This is a genomic window from Angustibacter peucedani, from assembly GCF_054779595.1.
In genome coordinates this window covers 111,255-129,587 of the sequence record NZ_BAAGXY010000002.1, presented here as the reverse complement: position 1 = coordinate 129,587, position 18,333 = coordinate 111,255, and the positions used below count along the sequence as shown (strand labels likewise).

Here is an 18,333-nt window from a genome sequence, read left to right as displayed (position 1 = left end):
GAAGTGGCCGGTCAGGGGTCTGGGTGGGTGTCGCCGGGCTCAGCCGGCGTCGCCGTCGGGTGGTCGGCTCGGGCCGGCGGCCTGCTGCGAGAGCTGCTCGACCGACTCCGGGACGGCGAGCGCCTCGATCACGCCGGAGAGGTTGCCGAGCTCTTTCTCGATCGCCGAGCGCCGCTCGGCCAGGGCGCCGACCTCGGCGCGGGCGTCGGCCAGCAGCTGGCGCGCCTCGGCCCGCAGCTGGTCGGCCTCGGCGCGGGCGCTCGAGACGAGCTGGCTGGCCTCGGCGCGGGCGTCGCGGCGCAGCGTGTGGGCCTCGACCTGGGCGGTCGAGAGGTTGTCGGCGGCGCGCTCGCGCAAGGCCTTGGCGCCGAACTCGGCCTCGTCGAGCCGGCGCAGGGCCCGCTCGGCGGCGCGCGGCTCGTCGTCCGCGGCCAGCGCCGCCAGCCGCTCGGCCTCGCCGGCGACGGTGGCGCGGTGCTCCTCGGCGTCGCGGTGCGCCTGCTCGAGCGTCGACTGCGCCTCGGCGGCGAGCCGGGCCATCTCGGACTCGTGCTCGGCCTGCGCGGCCTCGCGCTGGGCGTGCGCGTCCTCGAGCAGCTTGGTGGCGCGGGCGCGAGTGGCCTCCAGGTGCTGGGCCGCGGCGTGCTCGCCCTGGTCGCGCGAGCGCTGGGCCTCCTGCTCGGCGGTGGCCAGCAGCTCGTCGACGGTGCTGCGGGCCCAGGCGATCTGCTCGTCGGCCTCGGCCATCACGGCGTCGTGCCGGCTCTGCGCCTCGGCCCGGCGCTGCTCGAGCTCGTCGACCAGCGCCTCGCGCTCGGCCGCGATCTCGGAGCGCACCTGCTCGGCCTCCTGCTGGGCCTTGGTGCGGTGCGCGTCGGCGTCCGCCTCGGCCTGGGCCAGGGTGCGCTCGACCTCGTCGCCCAGCGCCAGCTGGCGGGTGCGCACCTCGTGCTCGTGGGCGAGCATCCGGTCGCGCAGCCGCTCCTGCTGCTCGAAGGCGCGCTGGGCCGACGCGGTGCGGGTCATGACGAGGACGTCGCGCGCGACCGCCACGGTGCGGGCGTGCTCGGCGTGGGCGCTGCTCAGCCGCTGGTCGGCCTCGCGCCGGCTGTCGGTGCGCAGCCGCACCGCCTCGTCGCGGGCCTCGCTGACGAGCTGCTCGCTGGTGCGGTCGGCGGAGGCGAGGGCCATGGAGGCCTGGTCGCTCGCGTCGGCCACCAGGTGGTGGGCCTCCTCGCGGGCCGAGGTCAGCACGCGCTCGGCCTCGGCCAGCTTGTGCTCGGCGTCGCGGGCGGCCGCGACGGCCGTGGCGTGGGCCTGCTCGATCTCGGCGCGCTTGGTGGCGGTCTCGCGGGTCAGCTGCTCGGCGTCCGCCCGGGCGCCGCCGACCAGCCGGCGCACCTCGGAGTCGGCCTCGACGCGCACCCGGTTGGCGTGCTCCTCGGCGCCCGCGGTGAGGCGGTCGGCGTGCTGCTGGGCGCGGGCGAGGATCTCGACGGCCTGCTCGGCGACCTGGGGGCGCGTATCGGACGAACCGGCCGACGGGACGGGCTCAGGCGCGCCGGGTCCGAAGGCGGGGGCGGCGGGCGCAGGGGACGGCGCGCCGGGCGCCGGCTCGGTGCTCGGCGGGGCCGCGAGGTCCTCCCTCTCGCTGTCACCGCTCATGGACGCATCGTGTCAGATGCCACCCGGTCAGCGGCACCCCCGGTCGGGCGAACCCTGTGACCGGGGTCACGTCCGGAGGGGCTCAAGTCGGGCGCGGCTGCTGCCGAGACACCCCGGGTGACTGCTCTGCCTCGCCGCCGCCTCGCCCCGACGTCCGTGCTCGCCCTGCTCGTGCTGGGGCTGCTCGCCGGCCTGGTGACGGGTGCGGCCCCCGCATCCGCCGCCTCCTACACCGGCAGCACGTCGGTCTGGCTGTACCCGGGCTCGGTGGTCAACGCCACCGGCACGCGGGTCAGCCTGGGCTCGGTCAAGGTGCCCTCGCCCGGCACCTACCACGCCGACCTGTCGTCGCGGATCACCGACGGCAGCGCCGACTCGGTGCAGTACGTCGCCGTGTCCCTCATCTGCAAGGAGGAGACGAGCATCGAGGACCAGGTGGGCGCGGCCACCAACATCGTGCGCGGCGAGACCCGCACCCTCAACGCGCGCGTGTACTTCTCGGTGAAGAAGCGCGCGGTCTGCTTCGCCTACGGCGCGACGACGCGGCTCAAGGGCAGCTCGGCCTCGCCGTCGACGCGACGCCTGTCGGCCCGCTCGACCATCACGGTCACGGGCCCGGTCGCCTCGGCCACCCGCGAGACCAAGCGGTTCGTGTACGACGACGCCAACCGCGGCTACTCCGGCCGCTCGTTCCTCGCCAAGCCCGGCGCGTACACGCACACCGGCGAGTTCGCGACGACCGACACCCCCGGTTCGCAGGCCGTCGTCACCGGCAACGTCTACCTGACCACCTGCTCCTTCCAGGGCGGCTCGCGCGACCAGACCACCAACGGCAAGGACCTGTGCACCGCCGCCGTGACCCGGCACGTGTCGACCGGCTCGCTGGTGCAGGTGCGGCTCGTCGTCCGCCAGTACTCGGCCGGCGGCACGCGCGTCTGCGGCACCACGGTCGTGCCCGGCTCGACCACCCAGGTGCGCATCACCGCCACCCGCCACCACCTGCCGGTCGCCGTCCAGGGCACCGCCACCCTGCTGGGCGCCGACAAGGGCTGCGGCGGTCCGCTGCACGCCTGGACCGAGGTGCGGGTCATCAGCGGCCCGAGCACGGTCGTGCACTTCCCGAGCACGGTGACGGCGTACCGCCCGATCTGATCCGCGCGAGTTCTCGCGATCGGGGAACAGATCCCGCGCCCGCGGTGCTGCACCGAGGGCACGGGACGCAGCCGCGGCCGAAGGCCCGCTGAGCGCGACTGTGCGACCCCTCGCCGGTCCGCCGGCTCGGCTCGACGGAAGGTCACGCCCATGTCGCCTCGCACCAGCCCCTCCTGCTCCTCGCCCGCCGCGGCGCCGACGTCCGGCGTCCCGCGCCAGCGGGCCGTGCGCGCCCGGCGCGGCAACGTGGTCGCCCTGAGCGACCTGCCGCGCGTCACCCAGGGCAAGCTCGCCCAGCGGCTCGTGCGCGTCGACCACCCGGGACGGGTTCAGAGCACGCGGTAGGCGAGCAGCACGCTGCCGCTCGGGCTGCTGCGGCACTCGAGCAGCTCGAGCCGGCGGACCTGCTCGGCGTCGTCCGGGAACAGCCGTCGTCCGGTGAAGCCGGTCGCGGGGGCCACCACGAGCCGCAGCTCGTCGACGAGCCCTGCCGCCAGCAGCGACTGCGCGAGCTCGATGCTGCCGTGCACGCCGACGTCGCCGCCGTCCTGCGCCATCAGGTCGCGGACGACCTCCTCGACCGGGCCGGAGACCGCCTGCGCCCCGGCCCATCCCGAGGTCAGCGGCGTCGAGGTGACGACCAGCTTGGGCACGCGGTTGATGAACGACGCGAACGGCTCGATGTCGGACGTCGGCCAGAACTGCGACCACTCGTCGTACATCCGGCGGCCGAGCAGCACGACGTCCTGCCGCTCGATCACGGCGCGCTCGTTCTCGTCCATCACCGCGTCGAAGACGGGGGCCCGGCCCGGCTCGGGTGCGAAGTACTGCTCGGGGTGGTCGACGGCGCCGTCCAGCGTCATCAGCGTGTAGAGCACGACCTTGCGCACGGGTCCCCCTGGGTAGGTGTCGGTGCAGATCAGACCGCACGCAGCCCGCGAAGTCATCGCCGGGCGTGTCCTAGGGTCGCCGCATGAAGGTCGTGGTGGCGGGGGGCACCGGCGCGCTCGGACGACGGCTGTGCCACGACCTCGCCGCGCGCGGGGACGACGTCGTGGTGCTGACCCGCTCGCCGCGGCCCGGGGCGGAGCACCGTCAGGTCGCGTGGGACGGCCGCACGGCAGGCGCGTGGGCGGCCGAGCTCGAGGGGGCGGCGGTCGTGAACCTGGCCGGCGAGATCGTCGACCGGCGTCCGTCGGCCGAGGGCCTCGCCCTGCTGACGTCGTCGCGGGTCGAGCCCACCCGGGCGCTCGCCGGTGCTGCTGCCGGGCTGGGCGAGCCGGTGCCGGTCTGGGTGCAGGCGTCCACGCTGGCGATCCACGGCGACGCCGGGGAGGTCGTGCTCGACGAGTCGTCACCGCCGGGCGACGGTCCGCCGCAGATGGTCGACGTCGCGCGCGCCTGGGAGGCCGCGGTGCAGGGCGTGGCGGCGCGGCGGACGGTCGTGCTGCGCACCGGTGTCGTGCTCGACCGCGACACCCCGGCGCTGGACCGGCTCGCCGGCCTCGCGCGCTGGGGGCTCGGCGGCCGGGTCGGCTCCGGCCGGCAGTGGGTGAGCTGGATGCACGTCGACGACTGGCTCGCGGTGGTGCGCGACGTCCTGGACGGCGACCGCGACGGCGTGCTGGTCGCGACCTCGCCGTTCCCGGTGCGCAACGCCGAGCTCATGGCGTCGCTGCGGCGCGTGCTGCACCGGCCGCCCGCGCCGCCGACGCCGGCTCTCGCCGTCCGGCTCGGTGCGGTGCTGCTGCGCACCGACCCGGCGCTGGCGCTGACCGGACGACGGGCGGTGCCGAAGGCGTTGCAGGACAGCGGTTTCACGTTCCGCTTCCCGCGCCTGGACGACGCGCTCGACGACCTGCTCGGCCGCCCTCGCTGACGCTCTTGACCTCGGGGGCGGCGCCGGAGCGACAATCTCCTGTGGTCGCTCGCTGGCCCGCCCGCGCGGGTCGTGCGTCAGCGGCAGCGCTCGTCGCCGTGACGGTCGCCGCCTCGTGCTCGTCCGCACCCTCGACCCGGGACGCGGCCAGCACGGCATCCGCGTCGCCCTCCCCGTCTGCGCTGCGGTCGTCGGCGACGAGCGCGCCGGCCTCGCCGTACCCGTCGTCCATCGTGGTGCTGGGGCACTCCGGGACGACGGGGTACGACTCCGACCCGGACGCCCCTGGCACCGACGTGCTGGCGAACTCGTGGGCGGTCGGTACCAACCCGGCCGTCCAGAGCCTGTACCTGCGCGTCCTCGCGCTGAACCCGGCGGTGGAGGGGCACGCCGTCGGGTTCGGGATCGACGGATCGGACGTCGACAGCCTGATCGACCAAGAGCTGCAGGCTGCGGCGGTGCGACCGCGGCCGGACCTGGTGCTGATCCAGTCGATCGACAACGACATCAAGTGCGACGGCACCGACGACCAGAACTACGAGCGCTTCCGGCAGCAGCTGACCACCGTCATGGACGCCCTCGCCCGCGACCTCCCGGACGCCCGCGTCTTCTTCGTCGACCAGTGGTCGTCGGTGAAGACCTACGACCGCGTCGCTCTGCAGGTCAACCCCGACAAGCTGAAGGGATCGGGCCCGTGCGACGTGGCGGACACGCGCACCGGCAAGGTCCTGCCGGCCAAGGAGGCCTACCTGCAGGGTCTGGTCGACCGGTACTTCGCGATCATCGGCGACGTCTGCGGGCTCTACCCGAGGTGTCGCACCGACGGCGGCGCGCTGCAGGGGCTGCGGCTGACGCCGCCAGACCTGTCGCCCGACATGAACCACCTGTCGGTGAGCGGGCACCGCAAGATGGCCGCCCTGGTGTTCGAGGTCCTCTACGGCAAGAGGGCCGGCCGCTGACGCCCGACGCGGCTCAGCGCTCGAGGCCGGCCTCGCGGGCGCGCACGATGGCCTGCGCCCGGTCCGCGACCTGGAGCTTGCGGAAGATGCTGGACACGTAGTTCCGCACCGTCTTCGGGCTGAGGTGCAGCTCTTTGGCGATGGCGGCGTTGTTGACGCCGTTCGCCATGAGCCGCAGCACGTTGCGCTCGCTCTCGGTCAGCTCGGGGAAGGCGTCGCCGGCGACCGGCGCCGACGGCGGGTGCGCGAAGAACGACATCATCCGGCTCGCGATGCCGCGGGAGAACAGCGCCTCGCCCCGCCCGACGGCCAGGATCGCGCGGGCGAAGTCGTCGGCGTCCATGTCCTTGAGCACGTAACCGCGGGCCCCGGCGCGCATGGCCTCGAAGACCGAGTCGTCGTCCTCGAACATCGTCACGACCAGCACGTTCGTCGCCGGCTGCGCCGCGGTGATGGCGCGGATCGCCGGCAGGCCGCCGGCACCCGGCATGCCGAGATCCATCAGCACGAGGTCGGGCGCGGTGCTCGCCGCGGCCGCCACCGCCTCCTCGCCGGTCGCCGCCTCGCCGACCACCTCGACGTCCGGCAGCGTCGACAGCAGCGCGCGCACACCCTTGCGGAACAGGGTGTGGTCGTCGGCCACCAGCACGCGCAACGGCTGGGCGACAACGGATTCGTCGCTCATCGCACGCCTCCCCTGCGGGGTACGGCGGCGGTCACCACGGTGCCGCCGCCCGGCCCCGGCTCGACCGCGGCGCGTCCACCGAGCTCCTCGACCCGCTCGGCGATCGCCTGCAGCCCCACGCCGTGCAGCAACGGCTGGGGGAGCCCGCGACCGTCGTCCGTGACCGTCAGCACCACGTCGTCCCCGGCGATCTCGAGCCGCACCGTCGCGGTGCTGGCCGCCGCGTGCCGGCTGACGTTGTGCAGGGCCTCGGTCGCCACGCGGAACAGCGCGACCTCCACGGCCGCGGGCAGGTCGGGCAGGTCGTCCGGCGCCTGCATGTCGACGCGCAGCCCGTCCTGGGCGACCGCCCGCGTGCGCAGCGCGCCCACCAGTCCGAACTCGTCGAGCAGCGGCGGCCGCAGGTCGTAGACGAGCCGCCGCACCTCGGCCGTCGTCGAGCGCACCTCGTCCTGCAGCTCGTCGACCATCGAGGCCGCGGCAGTGGGGTCCCCGGGCAGCAGTCGTCGCGCGGCCGCCAGCTGCAGCCGCAGGGAGGCGAGCGTCGGGCCGAGCCCGTCGTGCAGGTCGCGCCGGATGCGCCGCCGCTCCTCCTCGCGCGCCGCCACCAGCTCGGCCCGCGACTCCTGCAGCGCGCGCGTCGTCCGTGCCGCGTGCAGGGCGATGCCCACCTGCTGGGCCAGGTCGCGCAGCAGGCGCTGGTCCGTGGCGGTCAGCTCGGACCGTCGTCCGGGCGTCACGACCAGCCGCCCCACCACCTCGCCGTGGTACGCAAGCGGCAGCTCCACGGGCTCGACGCCGGGCGGCGGGGCGCCGTAGCGCGCGCCGGCGTCCGGCTCGCCCTCCGCGCTGATCTCGACGTGGGGGAGCCCGAGGGTGTGGGCGATGCTGGCCGCGATGGTCGGGACGACGTCGCGCGGGTCTCCCGCACCGAGCTGGGTCTGCACCGTCGACATGACGTCGTACGGCGAGCTCTCGGGCAGCAGCAGCACGTCCTCGACGTGCTGTCGCAGCCAGCGGCGCACCGGTTCGAGCGTCGCCGCGACGAGCGCGACCGCCGCGACGTTCGCCCACCACGGAGGCGTGCTCGTGCCGCGCCACCCGCTGACGTACAGCACCATGACGTAGCCGCTGACCACGTAGGCCACGAGCAGTCCCGCCGTGAGCGCGCCGGCCGCTCGGCCGGCGCGCCCCGGGGTGTCGCTCGTGGTCAGGGGGCCACCGCCGCGCGGCGCTCGGAGCGACGGAGCAGCAGGACGACGACCGCCACGTTCACCGCGAGCCCCACGACGGAGCTGATCTGGGTGAAGCGGTCCGGGCCGAAGACGATGCCCGGGGCGCCGGTGATGATCTGCAGGGCCTGGACGACGAGCGTGAGCACCACGCCCCAGCGCTCCTTGCGCCACAGGCCGTAGCTCGACATCAGGCCGACGACGCCGAGCACCAGGCCGATGACGATGACGGGGTAGGGCACGGCCTGGTCGCCCTGGTCGGACCCCTTGGGCAGGAAGACGAGTGCGAAGGCGATGCTCGCGACGGCGACGAGCACGTTGAGCCAGATGGCGGCCAGCAGGGCGCGGCTGCGGTGCATGGCGATCTCCTCGGTGCGGAGCCAGGCGGTTCCCGGCGACGACCTCGAGCCTGCGCGGCACGAGGTCCCCGCGTCACCGGACCACGGTCCCACCGGTGTCCCACGCCTGTCCCGAGGTTGACGACGTGGCGTCACAGCCCGCGGGCCCAGGTGCGGGCGCGTGGCGACGCCGACACCTTCCGAAAGGCCGACGTGCCCACCCTTGGCGTCTCTTCGCAGCCGTCATCGCAGCCGGGACGTCGTGATCGCAGCACTCTCCCTGCGATGACCGCTGCGATGACGGCGATGCTGGGGTCGAGCGGTCAGGGTGGCCCCTCGCCGCGGGCCTTCTCCTGGGCCACGACCGCCGCCAGATCGGCCAGGCGGTGCCGCTGCTGCAGCGGACGCCGCATGCGCGCGTTGCCGTCGAGCCGTTCGGCGTTGCGGTCGAGGTAGGCCCAGTACCCCGCGGTGAAGGGGCAGGCGTTCTCGCCGACCCGCACGGTGGGCGAGTAGCGGCAACCGCTGCAGTAGTCCGACATCCGGTTGATGTAGGCGCCGCCCGAGACGTACGGCTTGGTCGCCATCGCCCCGCCGTCCGCGTGCTGGCTCATGCCCACGACGTTGGCCGGCATCACCCAGTCGTACCCGTCGACGAACCGGGTCTGGAACCACGTCGTCAGCTCGTCGGGGTCGTAGCCGCGCTGCGCGGCCCAGCCGCCGAGCACCATGAGCCGCGGGATGTGGTGCACCCAGCCGCGCTCGCGCACGCCCTGCAGGACGTCGGAGAGGCAGGCCGCGTCGACGCTGCCGGCGTCGAGCTCGTCGAACCACGTCGGGAGAGGCTCGCGCGCAGCCATGGCGCTGCGCGAGCGGTACGTCGGGCCGAAGTGCCAGTAGAGGTGCCAGACGTACTCGCGCCAGCCGACGACCTGGCGCACGAACCCCTCGACGGCGGCGAGCGGCGCCGTGCCCTCCGCGTGCGCCTGCACCGCACGCGACGCCACCTCGAGAGGGTCGAGCAGGCCGAGGTTCAACGGCACCGACAGCAGGCTGTGCGCCATCGCCCAGTCTCCGCGCAGCATCGCGTCCTCGTAGCGCCCGAAGGTCGGCAGCCGCTCGGTCACGAAGCGGTCGAGCGCGGCGAGGGCCTCGCGACGCGTGACGGCGAAGGCCCGAGGCCCGTCGTCGCCGACCGTCTCGAGCTCGCCGTCGCGGGTCCAGCGGTCGAGGTCCTCGCGCACCTGGGCGTCGACGTCGTCCTCGCGGGGACGGTACGGCGGGGGGACGTCGAGCTGCACGGCCCCCTTCGGCGGCGGCTCGCGGTTCTCGTCGTCGAACGACCACCGGCCGCCCGTCGGCGAGCCGTCGGGCTCGAGCAGCAAACCCAGCCGGTCGCGCTGGAACCGGTAGAAGTCCTCCATGCGCAGACGCCGGCGATCACCCGCCCAGGCCGCAAAGTCGTTGCGCGACAACGTGAATCCGGGCGTGGGGTCGACGTCCTCGACGACGCCGGCCTCCCGCATCCGACCCACCAACGACTCCGCGGCGCGTGACGTCGGCTCGCAGACGCGCACGGGCTCACCGAGCTCGCGCAGCGCATCGGCGTACGTGGCGGTCTGCAGCAGCACCGCAGAGTCGCCGAGCTCGGCGGCGCGGTGCCGCAGCGCCGACAGCACGAGGTGCAGCTTCTGCCGGTGGTAGCGCCGACGGCGCAGGGCGTGCGTCGACTCGACGAGCAGCACGCCCGAGCGCCCGACGTCGAAGTGCGGGCCCAGCTGGTCGGCGAACAGCCATCGCCGCGTCATCGGCGCTCCTGGTGGTGGGGGAGGTCCAGTCTTCGAGGCCACCCGCGATCGAGCAACGCGGACCGGCCAACCGCGCCACGCGCGCCACGTGCGCCGCGGAACAACGGACCGCGACGCGACCTTGACCCTCGTGCCGGAGCACCTGCGACGTCGAGGAGCGAGCATGAGGATCGGGATCCTGGGGAGCGGCAACATCGGGTCGGCCCTGGGTCGGTCATGGGCGCGGGCTGGTCACGAGGTGCTGTTCGCCTCGCGCCACCCCGACCGCCTGGCGGAGCTCGCTGCGAGAGCCGGCTCGACCGCCCGGGTCGGCACCCTCGACGAGGCGCTCGCCTTCGGCGACGTGCTGCTCGACGCGCTGCCGTTCGCGGCCAGCCTGCAGCTCCCGCCGGCGGCTGTGGCGGGCAAGCTGGTGGTGAGCGCCTCCAACTACTACCCCCAGCGGGACGGCGACCTCGACCTGCAGGGCGCCAGCCAGACCGAGGCGGTGGCCGCGGCGCTGCCGGGTGCCGTCGTGGTCAAGGCCTTCAACGCCATGTACGCGGCCCAGATGGAGCTGCGCGCCGACGGCCGGGAGGTCGACCCGCTGACCATCTTCGTCGCCGGGGACGACCCGGTGGCCAAGGGCGCCGCCGCCGACCTGGTGCGAGCCGCCGCGTTCGAGCCGCTCGACGTCGGCCCGCTCGCTACGGGTCGGCTGTTCCAGACCGACGGCCCGCTCTACGGCGCGATGCTCGCGCCGGCCGAGGCGGCGGACGCGGTCGAGGCCGCTCGCGGCTGACGTCCTCGCCGTGCGCGTCCGCCGACGCCGTGCGACGGTCGCAGGACGGACCAGGTCGAGCAGGCGAGGAGTGGTGACGTGCGGGCACTGACGTGGCAGGGCAAGAGGGACGTGCAGGTCGTGGACGTGCCGGACCCCCGGGTCGAGCAGCCGACGGACGCCGTCGTCCGGGTGACGTCGACGGCGATCTGCGGGAGCGACCTGCACCTGTACGAGGTGCTCGGGCCGTTCCTCGACCCGGGCGACGTCCTCGGGCACGAGACGATGGGTGTCGTCGAGGAGGTCGGCGCCGACGTCCACCATATCTCCCCGGGCGACCGCGTCGTGGTGCCGTTCAACATCTCGTGCGGCACCTGCTGGATGTGCTCGCGCGGCCTGTTCGCGCAGTGCGAGACCACGCAGGTGAAGGAGCAGGGCAAGGGCGCGTCGCTGTTCGGCTACACGTCGTTGTACGGCTCGGTGCCGGGTGGGCAGGCCGAGTACCTGCGGGTGCCGCAGGCCCACTTCGGACCGATCAAGGTGCCGGACGGCGTCCCCGACGAGCGGGTGCTGTACCTGTCCGACATCCTGCCGACCGCGTGGCAGGGCGTCGTCTACGCGGACGTCCCCCCGGGCGGGACGCTCGCGGTCCTCGGCCTGGGGCCGGTGGGGCAGCTCGCGACCCGGGTGGCCCAGCACCTCGGGGTGGAGCGCGTGATCGGGGTCGACCTGGTGCCGGAGCGGCTGGCGCTCGCGGCGTCCCACGGCGTCGAGACGGTGAGCCTGGACGACGTCGACGACGTCGCGGCCACGCTGATCGACCTCACCGACGGCCGTGGCCCCGACGCCGTCCTGGAGGCCGTGGGCATGGAGGCGCACGGCTCTCCGCGCGCCAAGCTGGCGCACGCGGCGGTCGGCCTGCTGCCCGACGCGCTCGCGAAGCCGTTCAGCGACAAGGCGGCCGTCGACCGGCTGGACGCCCTGCACACGGCGCTGAAGGCCGTCCGTCGCGGCGGCACGGTGTCGGTCAGCGGTGTGTACGGCGGCGAGCTCGACCCCATGCCGATGATGGAGATGTTCGACCGCGGCATCCAGCTGCGCATGGGCCAGTGCCACGTGAAGCGCTGGGTCGACGACATCCTGCCGGTCGCGCTGGCGGACGACGACCCGCTCGACCTCGAGCAGCTGGCCACCCACCGCCTGCCGCTGGAGGAGGCGGCGCACGGCTACGAGATGTTCCAGGCCAAGAGCGACGGCTGCGTCAAGGTGGTCCTGCAGCCGTGACGGACGGCCCGCGGGTCGTCCTCGTCACCGGCGCCACGAGCGGCATCGGCCTGGCCGTGGCCGACCTCGCCGCGAGCGGAGGCGAGCACCTCGTCCTGCTCGCCCGGTCGCAGACCTCCCTCAACCGAACGGCCGAGCGCTGCCGCGCGGCCGGGGCAGGCTCGGTGACGACGGCAGCGGTCGACGTCACGGACGGCGCCGGCGTGCAGGACGTCGTGGACCAGGCCGTGGCCCGGCTCGGCCGGCTGGACGTCGTCGTGCAGTCAGCCGGTGTCGTCGGCTACGGCCGGTTCGAGGAGGTGCCGGCCGAGATCTTCGACCGCGTGCTGCAGGTGAACGTGCTCGGGGCCGCCAACGTGGCCCGAGCCGCCCTGCCCCACCTGCGGTCCCAGGGCCGGGGCAGCCTGTTCCTCGTCGGCTCGGTGATCGGAGGCATCGCGGTGCCGGGGATGAGCCCGTACGTCGTCAGCAAGTGGGGCGTGCGGTCGCTGACCCGTCAGCTGCAGCTGGAGACGCGCGACGTCCCCGGGGTCCGCGTGTGCCTCGTGCGGCCCGGGAGCATCGACACCCCGATCTACACGCAGGCGGCCAACCACAGCGGTCGGGTGGGCAAGCCGCCACCGCCGGTGTACCGCCCCGAGACCGTCGCCCGTCGGGTCGTCGCCGCGTTCGACCACCCGCCGCGGCTGCTCGACGTCGGGGCGGCGAACCCGTTGATGGTGCTGGGTTTCACCGTGGTCCCGCGTCTGTACGACGCCGTGGTCGGTCCGCTGTTCCGCTGGCTCGGCCGGGAGCGGACGGCGGTGGCACCGACCAGCGGCAACGTGCTGCAGCCGCAGCCCGAGCGGGAGCAGCTCCGGGGCCGTCACCCGGGGCTGACGTCGTGGTGGGCCGCGCGCGGCAGTCGGTCGGGTTCTCGCGCTGCGACGAACCGGTGACCGGTCTACGGTCGTCCTGCTGGGGGTCCCCCGGCTCCTCGGTCGAGCAGAGTGCCGTGTCTCGCTGACGACGCACGACGAGGTGCTCCCATGGCCAAGACCGCCCGCCCGAACGACGACCAGCGCGCGCCCGAGCCCTTCAGCCCCACGGGCGCGGCGCCGTCCAGCAGTCGTCGCCGCAGCGCCCAGCAGGGCCAGCGGCTGACCACCGCGCACGGGGTGCGGCTGCACGACACGGACCACAGCCTCAAGGCCGGCGAGCGCGGTCCGACGCTGCTCGAGGACTTCCACCTGCGCGAGAAGATCACGCACTTCGACCACGAGCGCATCCCCGAGCGCGTCGTGCACGCCCGGGGGGCCGCCGCGCACGGCACGTTCCGCGCGAACGGAGCCGCGTCCGCGGTCAGCCGCGCGGCGTTCCTCCGGGACGGGGCCGAGACCCCGGTCTTCGTCCGGTTCTCCACGGTGCTGGGGTCGCGCGGCTCGGCCGACACCGCGCGTGACGTCCGTGGCTTCGCGACGAAGTTCTACACCGACGAAGGCACCTTCGACCTCGTCGGCAACAACATCCCGGTGTTCTTCATCCAGGACGCGATCAAGTTCCCCGACCTGATCCACGCCGGCAAGCCCCACCCCGACCGCGAGATCCCGCAGGCGCAGTCGGCGCACGACACGTTCTGGGACTTCGTGTCGTTGCACACCGAGGCGACGCACATGCTGATGTGGGCGATGTCCGACCGGGCCATCCCGCGCTCGTACCGGACGATGGAGGGCTTCGGCGTCCACACCTTCCGGCTGGTCGCGGACGACGGCAGCACGACCCTGGCCAAGTTCCACTGGAAGCCGGCGGCCGGCGTGCACTCGCTGGTCTGGGAGGAGGCGCAGCTGGCGGCAGGCGCGGACCCCGACTTCCACCGACGCGACCTCGCCGACGCCATCGAGGGCGGCGCCCTGCCGGTGTGGGAGCTGGGGTTGCAGCTGTTCCCCGACGTCGAGGACGAGACGTTCGAGGGCATCGACCTGCTCGACCCGACCAAGTTCGTGCCGGAGGAGCTCGCGCCGGTGCAGGTCGTGGGCACCATGACGTTGGAGGCCAACCCCACCAACTACTTCGCCGAGACCGAGCAGGTGGCCTTCCACACCGGGCACCTGGTGCCCGGCATCGACGTCACCGACGACCCGTTGCTGCAGGGGCGCATGCTCAGCTACCTGGACACGCAGCTGAGCCGCCTGGGTGGTCCGAACTTCACCCAGCTGCCGATCAACCGCCCGCACTGCCCGGTCAACGACATGCTGCGCGACGGCATGCACCAGACGGCCGTGCACGAAGGCGTCGCGCCCTACCGGCCCAACTCGCTGGACGGGGGCGAGCCGAAGCTGTCGACCGCCCGCGAGGGCGCCTTCGTCCACGTGCCGCGCCGGGTGCAGGGCCAGGTCGGACGCGACGCGCCGGTGTCGTTCTCCGACCACCACTCCCAGGCGACGCTGTTCTGGCGGAGCATGACCGCCGTGGAGCGCACCCACATCGTCGAGGCCTTCACCTTCGAGCTGGGCAAGTGCTTCGAGACGCCCGTGCGCGAACGGGTGCTGGCCTCGCTCGCGCGCGTCGACGCCGACCTGTGCCGGCTGGTGGCGGAGGGGCTGGGGCTGGCAGCGCCCGACACCGCCGAGCCGCCGGCAGACGTCGACCCCTCTCCCGCGCTCTCGCAGGTCGTCACCCGGCCGGGGCCGGTCGCGGGGCGGGTGGTGGGCGTCGTCGCCACCGACGGCGCGGACCTGGCCGGTGTCGTCAAGCTGCGCGAAGGCCTGCAGGCCCAAGGCGTGGTGGTGCACGTCGTCGCCCCTCACGGGGGTCAGATCCGCACCGGCAGGCAGCGGCTCGCCGTCGACCGGACGTTCCTGACCGTGCGGTCGATCGAGCTCGACGCGGTCGTGGTCGCCGGCCGCACCGAGGGGGCCGACGACGTCAAGGTGCGGGTGCTGCTCGACGAGGCCTACCGGCACTGCAAGGCCGTGGCGGCCTGGGGCGACGGCGAGCGGGTGCTCGCGACGGCCGGCGTGGACGTCGACCGCCCGGGCGTGCTGCTGGCAGGCGGTCGTCGACCGCCGCGCTGCGCAAGGGCCTGCTGACCGCGCTCGGTCTGCACCGCGCCTGGGACCGCTTTCCCGAGGTGCTGGTCGAGGTCTGACCCGGACCACGAGTCATCACGAGGACGGACGGTCGGTGGCTGTCCCGAGCGGGAGATGGCTGTGGCCGCCGTGGGAGCGGGACTGACGGTCGAGGGGGCGCCCCGGGCGGCCCGGTGCTGGTGCGGAGCGCCTGCCGGCCGGACGTCAAGAGCGTCCGGGCGCCGTACCTGGGTCGGTACGCTGCGGGGCAGCGGACGCGTCGTCGTCCGTGCCGGCCGGCATGGCGCAACTGGTAGCGCACCCGACTTGTAATCGGAAGGTTGCGGGTTCAAGTCCCGCTGCCGGCTCTCTCGATTCGTGCTCAACAGGAGCTTCGCCGGCGCCCGCAGTGACGCTGCGGTTGCGGTGATGCTCACAGAATGCTCACGGCGCATCGCTGCCCCCAAGAGCCAGCTTGCGCCCCGCGTCCAGCAGGGCGGCGGGTTGTGAGTGGGCGTACGTACGCAGAGTGAAGGCAGCGTCCGCGTGGCCGGCCCACGCCGCGACCACCGGGAGAGGCACACCGCGAAGAGTCATCAGCGTGAGCGCGGTGTGGCGGAGGTCGTGCAGGCGTATCGGCGGCAGACCAGCTTCGGCTGCGAGCCGTCGGAACCGATCGCTGTACACGTCGGGGCGCAACGGCGCGCCCAGCTCGTTGACGACGACGAGCCCGGAGGACGCGTACGCGGCAGCCGCCCGGCCTCGGTCGGCTCGTTGTGACTCTGCGAACGCGGCGAGTGCGGAGGCGACCACGGGCTCGAGCGGCAGTGACCTGGCACCGCGTCTTGTCTTCGGAGGGCTCGTGACGATGTCGTCGGAGGTCACCAGCACCCGAGACTGTCGAACGGTGAGTTGTGGCCGTCCTGCTAGCTGGACATCGGCCCACCGCAGTCCGAGGACCTCGCCGCGCCGCAGCCCCATCAGGCTCAGGAGCCACGCGGCGTGGTAGCGGTCCCGCTTCGCACGCCTGGCGAAGATCGCCACCTCGTCAGCAGTCCAGGTGCGCATCTCCCTCGGGACGCGTCGGGGTCTCTCCACGTGGTCGACCACATTCTGTCGGACCAGACCGTCGCGCACGGCGTCCTGCATGGCGTGGCGCAGAACGCGAAGCGTGAGGTGGACGGTGGTCGGGCCCACTCCTTTGTGGCGCGGGCCGCCTTCGGTGAGCATCCAGGTCACGACTTGGTCCACGTCGGCTCGGGCGATGGTCTGCAGGCCGCGGTCTCCCAGGAGGCGGATCACGGGTGCCAACGCGTCGCGGTAGTTGCGCACGGTCGTGGGGCGGATGGAGCGACGATCCGACAACCAACCTTCTAGGTACTCCTTGACTTCTCGCTGCTCGAGGGGGGTCGCCCCCTCCCGACTGCTGCGTCGAGCGTCAGTGACCCACGCAGCAGCGTCTCGGCGGGTGGTGAAGGTGCGCTGCGACTGCGCGCGCCGACCATCAGGCTTCGTACCGACGTCGACGACGGCCACCCACCGCACCAGGCCGCTAGGCCGGACTACTCTTCGAATGGGCTCGCCCATATTCAGCCTGCCGAGCGCTGGCTCGAGTCGGCGGCAGTCAGGCCCAGCAGCTCGTGGAGGAACGCCGTTGGGACACGGATGAGGCGGCCCAACCGGACGACAGGCGTCGGCCACTGGCCAAGTCGCACCAGTTCGTAGGCAGCCGACCGGCCGATGCCCAACGCGTCGGCGGCGGTGGGCAGATCGATGACGGGGGGAAGAGCCAACAACTCGTCCCGTGTCACGGCGCTCACCGTTCCGAGGACGAGTCCGGATGCGGCGTCGCGAGGGCCGCCATGAGTTCTGCTCGGTCGAAGTACGGCTGGCGACCCAGGTAGTGCGCCGGCAAGGAGCCGTTCGCTGCTCCTTCGAGCACGTCGCGAGGGTGGACTCGTAACAGTCGGGCCGCCCCTGTCACCGTCAGCAGCTCGTCCTCGAACAGTGCACCGTCGCGCATCCTGGCCCCCTGCGATGAGTGATCGTGATGCCCTCATTTGTCCCGGACGGCGCGGGACGTCTCTACCCCTTGATCGGGACGTATCGGGACGTCCTAAGATCCACGACGTCCTACTCGGGGGGGAGGGGCTGTGCGGAACGATCACCTGCGTCAGGCGCTGGCCGACGCCGGCATGACGCCGCATGACCTGGCGACCCGTCTGACGGTCGATCCGAAGACTGTCGATCGGTGGCTGCGTCAGGGGCGTGTCCCGCATCGTCGGCATCGTGAAGGTGCGGCCAGGGCTGTCGGGGTGCCCGAGGGGCGCCTGTGGCCAGCACTCGTTTCCGACCACATCTCGGCCGGAGTGACTCACGAGCTGGTGCGGCTGTACACGCACAGGTCTGAGATCGCTGCACCGTTGTGGCGGTCGTTCCTCGACTCCGCTGCGCGTTGCTTCGACCTGCTCGCCTACGCCGGGCTTTTCCTTCCCGAGCAGACCTACGGGCTGCCGGAGCTCCTCGAGCAGCGTGCTCAGGAGGGCGTGAAGATCAGGCTGCTTCTAGGAAATCCCGAATCCACGGCGGTCGCTCTCCGTGGCCGAGAAGAAGGCATCGGCGATGCGGTCGCCATCAAGTCCCTCAATGCCGTTCAGCTGTACGCACCGCTGGCCGAGGTCGACGGCGTTCAGGTGCGGCTGCACGACACAACGCTCTACACGTCCATTTACCGGGTCGACGACCAGATGATCGCGAATCCTCACGTGCTGGGACTGCCGGGTGCGCAGGCGCCGGCGCTGCACCTGCGCCGGTCACGTGGCATGGGCCTGTTCGAGACCTACGCTGCCGCGTACGAGCGGGTGTGGGCTTCCGCCAAGCCAGCGTGGACATAGGAGCCGTATGGCGAGACGCGAGTACTTCAACGACCCCGGCGCGCCAGCGGCGAACAGTATCGTCGTAGCGGCGACCGCGTTCGTGCAGGACGAGTCGGGCCGCATCCTCCTCGTGCGACGCAGCGACAACGGGCTGTGGGCCATGCCGGGCGGCGGCATGGACGTCGGCGAACGTGTGTCGGACGCCGCCGTTCGTGAGACTCGCGAGGAGACGGGATACGACGTTGAGGTCGTCGACCTCATCGGCGTCTACTCGGACCCGGCGCACGTCATGGCCTACGACGACGGCGAGATCCGACAGCAATTCGCGCTTTCATTTCGCTGCCGCCTGCTCGAGGGGGCGGCGCAGACGTCGAGTGAGACTCCGGAGTTGCGATGGGTGGCCGTCGATGAGCTGGACCACCTCAACATCCACCCCTCCATCCGTCTCCGCATCGATCACGGACTCAGCGGCGGAGCGCTTTTCATCGGCTGAGTCAGAAGAGGACACACCTCTTGCACCAACGGGTGTCTACGGAGTCAGAACCCTCGGTCGTGGGTTCGAGCCGAACCCGTCCCACCAAAGGGTTTGTTGCTGGAACCGATGACGTCGGAACAGCCAAGATGCATGACATAACCGCCGGGCTCAAG

18 protein-coding genes, 1 tRNA gene and 1 pseudogene are annotated in these 18,333 nt (G+C 72.9%); 11 read left to right on the top strand and 9 right to left on the bottom strand.

The window, feature by feature from the left end; translation table 11 throughout:
• Positions 1–39: 39 nt before the first annotated feature.
• The gene (locus ACYVJ4_RS00905) at positions 40–1,665 is read right to left on the bottom strand and encodes a hypothetical protein (RefSeq protein WP_460458217.1); all 1,626 of its coding nucleotides are present in this window, start codon (positions 1,663–1,665) and stop codon (positions 40–42) included.
• A 117-nt stretch (positions 1,666–1,782) separates the two neighbouring features.
• Between ACYVJ4_RS00905 and ACYVJ4_RS00900 the strand changes: the two genes are divergently transcribed.
• Positions 1,783–2,817 carry a hypothetical protein gene (locus tag ACYVJ4_RS00900; protein WP_460458216.1) on the top strand — a complete coding sequence of 345 codons (1,035 nt, stop codon included), beginning with the start codon at positions 1,783–1,785 and terminating at the stop codon, positions 2,815–2,817.
• 150 nt (positions 2,818–2,967) lie between these two features.
• Entirely contained in the window at positions 2,968–3,162 is a 195-nt protein-coding gene (locus tag ACYVJ4_RS00895; protein WP_460458215.1) for a hypothetical protein, read from the top strand.
• Here ACYVJ4_RS00895 and ACYVJ4_RS00890 read toward each other — a convergent pair.
• Positions 3,147–3,707: a dihydrofolate reductase family protein gene (locus ACYVJ4_RS00890; RefSeq protein WP_460458214.1), complete on the bottom strand. Its 561-nt coding sequence runs from the start codon at positions 3,705–3,707 to the stop codon at positions 3,147–3,149. The genes ACYVJ4_RS00895 and ACYVJ4_RS00890 overlap by 16 nt on opposite strands.
• Positions 3,708–3,790: 83 nt before the next feature.
• Between ACYVJ4_RS00890 and ACYVJ4_RS00885 the strand changes: the two genes are divergently transcribed.
• Together ACYVJ4_RS00885 and ACYVJ4_RS00880 are read left to right on the top strand one after the other, a co-directional pair.
• A complete protein-coding gene (locus tag ACYVJ4_RS00885) occupies positions 3,791–4,696 on the top strand; it encodes a TIGR01777 family oxidoreductase (RefSeq protein WP_460458213.1) in 906 nt (301 codons plus the stop codon).
• Between the two features lie 98 nt (positions 4,697–4,794).
• A complete protein-coding gene (locus ACYVJ4_RS00880; protein WP_460458212.1) occupies positions 4,795–5,655 on the top strand; it encodes an SGNH/GDSL hydrolase family protein in 861 nt (286 codons plus the stop codon).
• A 13-nt stretch (positions 5,656–5,668) separates the two neighbouring features.
• On the opposite strand, the gene ACYVJ4_RS00875 is transcribed toward ACYVJ4_RS00880, so the two are convergent.
• The 4 genes from ACYVJ4_RS00875 to ACYVJ4_RS00860 form a co-directional block, all read right to left on the bottom strand.
• Positions 5,669–6,340, bottom strand: coding sequence for a response regulator (locus tag ACYVJ4_RS00875; protein ID WP_460458211.1), 672 nt, complete (start codon positions 6,338–6,340; stop codon positions 5,669–5,671).
• Positions 6,337–7,488, bottom strand: a complete 1,152-nt coding sequence (locus ACYVJ4_RS00870; RefSeq protein WP_460458210.1) for a sensor histidine kinase — start codon at positions 7,486–7,488, stop codon at positions 6,337–6,339. The genes ACYVJ4_RS00875 and ACYVJ4_RS00870 overlap by 4 nt, the downstream gene beginning before the upstream one ends.
• Positions 7,489–7,550: 62 nt before the next feature.
• Positions 7,551–7,931 carry a DUF2127 domain-containing protein gene (locus tag ACYVJ4_RS00865; RefSeq protein ID WP_460458209.1) on the bottom strand — a complete coding sequence of 127 codons (381 nt, stop codon included), beginning with the start codon at positions 7,929–7,931 and terminating at the stop codon, positions 7,551–7,553.
• Between the two features lie 302 nt (positions 7,932–8,233).
• Positions 8,234–9,718 carry a cryptochrome/photolyase family protein gene (locus ACYVJ4_RS00860; RefSeq protein WP_460458208.1) on the bottom strand — a complete coding sequence of 495 codons (1,485 nt, stop codon included), beginning with the start codon at positions 9,716–9,718 and terminating at the stop codon, positions 8,234–8,236.
• 163 nt (positions 9,719–9,881) lie between these two features.
• Between ACYVJ4_RS00860 and ACYVJ4_RS00855 the strand changes: the two genes are divergently transcribed.
• The 5 genes and pseudogenes from ACYVJ4_RS00855 to ACYVJ4_RS00835 all read left to right on the top strand — a co-directional run bounded on the left by ACYVJ4_RS00855 (position 9,882) and on the right by ACYVJ4_RS00835 (position 15,177).
• Positions 9,882–10,499: an NADPH-dependent F420 reductase gene (locus ACYVJ4_RS00855; RefSeq protein ID WP_460458207.1), complete on the top strand. Its 618-nt coding sequence runs from the start codon at positions 9,882–9,884 to the stop codon at positions 10,497–10,499.
• A gap of 78 nt (positions 10,500–10,577) precedes the next feature.
• Positions 10,578–11,762, top strand: coding sequence for a zinc-dependent alcohol dehydrogenase (locus ACYVJ4_RS00850; protein ID WP_460458206.1), 1,185 nt, complete (start codon positions 10,578–10,580; stop codon positions 11,760–11,762).
• A complete protein-coding gene (locus tag ACYVJ4_RS00845; RefSeq protein ID WP_460458205.1) occupies positions 11,759–12,700 on the top strand; it encodes an SDR family NAD(P)-dependent oxidoreductase in 942 nt (313 codons plus the stop codon). The genes ACYVJ4_RS00850 and ACYVJ4_RS00845 overlap by 4 nt, the downstream gene beginning before the upstream one ends.
• A 90-nt stretch (positions 12,701–12,790) precedes the next feature.
• Positions 12,791–14,889: pseudogene (locus ACYVJ4_RS00840) on the top strand (catalase).
• A 215-nt stretch (positions 14,890–15,104) separates the two neighbouring features.
• Positions 15,105–15,177: transfer RNA gene (locus ACYVJ4_RS00835), tRNA-Thr, on the top strand.
• 76 nt (positions 15,178–15,253) lie between these two features.
• Here the strand turns inward: ACYVJ4_RS00835 and ACYVJ4_RS00830 are convergent.
• The 3 genes from ACYVJ4_RS00830 to ACYVJ4_RS00820 are packed head-to-tail and all read right to left on the bottom strand — an operon-like array spanning position 15,254 to position 16,832.
• Positions 15,254–16,345, bottom strand: coding sequence for a tyrosine-type recombinase/integrase (locus ACYVJ4_RS00830; protein ID WP_460458204.1), 1,092 nt, complete (start codon positions 16,343–16,345; stop codon positions 15,254–15,256).
• A 53-nt stretch (positions 16,346–16,398) separates the two neighbouring features.
• Positions 16,399–16,629, bottom strand: coding sequence for a helix-turn-helix transcriptional regulator (locus ACYVJ4_RS00825; protein ID WP_460458203.1), 231 nt, complete (start codon positions 16,627–16,629; stop codon positions 16,399–16,401).
• Positions 16,626–16,832, bottom strand: a complete 207-nt coding sequence (locus tag ACYVJ4_RS00820; protein WP_460458202.1) for a helix-turn-helix domain-containing protein — start codon at positions 16,830–16,832, stop codon at positions 16,626–16,628. Before ACYVJ4_RS00820 ends, ACYVJ4_RS00825 begins: the two co-directional genes overlap by 4 nt.
• A gap of 130 nt (positions 16,833–16,962) precedes the next feature.
• Between ACYVJ4_RS00820 and ACYVJ4_RS00815 the strand changes: the two genes are divergently transcribed.
• Together ACYVJ4_RS00815 and ACYVJ4_RS00810 are read left to right on the top strand one after the other, a co-directional pair.
• Positions 16,963–17,703, top strand: a complete 741-nt coding sequence (locus ACYVJ4_RS00815) for a DUF5919 domain-containing protein (RefSeq protein ID WP_460458201.1) — start codon at positions 16,963–16,965, stop codon at positions 17,701–17,703.
• A 7-nt stretch (positions 17,704–17,710) separates the two neighbouring features.
• The gene (locus ACYVJ4_RS00810) at positions 17,711–18,178 is read left to right on the top strand and encodes an NUDIX hydrolase (protein ID WP_460458200.1); all 468 of its coding nucleotides are present in this window, start codon (positions 17,711–17,713) and stop codon (positions 18,176–18,178) included.
• Positions 18,179–18,333 lie beyond the last annotated feature (155 nt).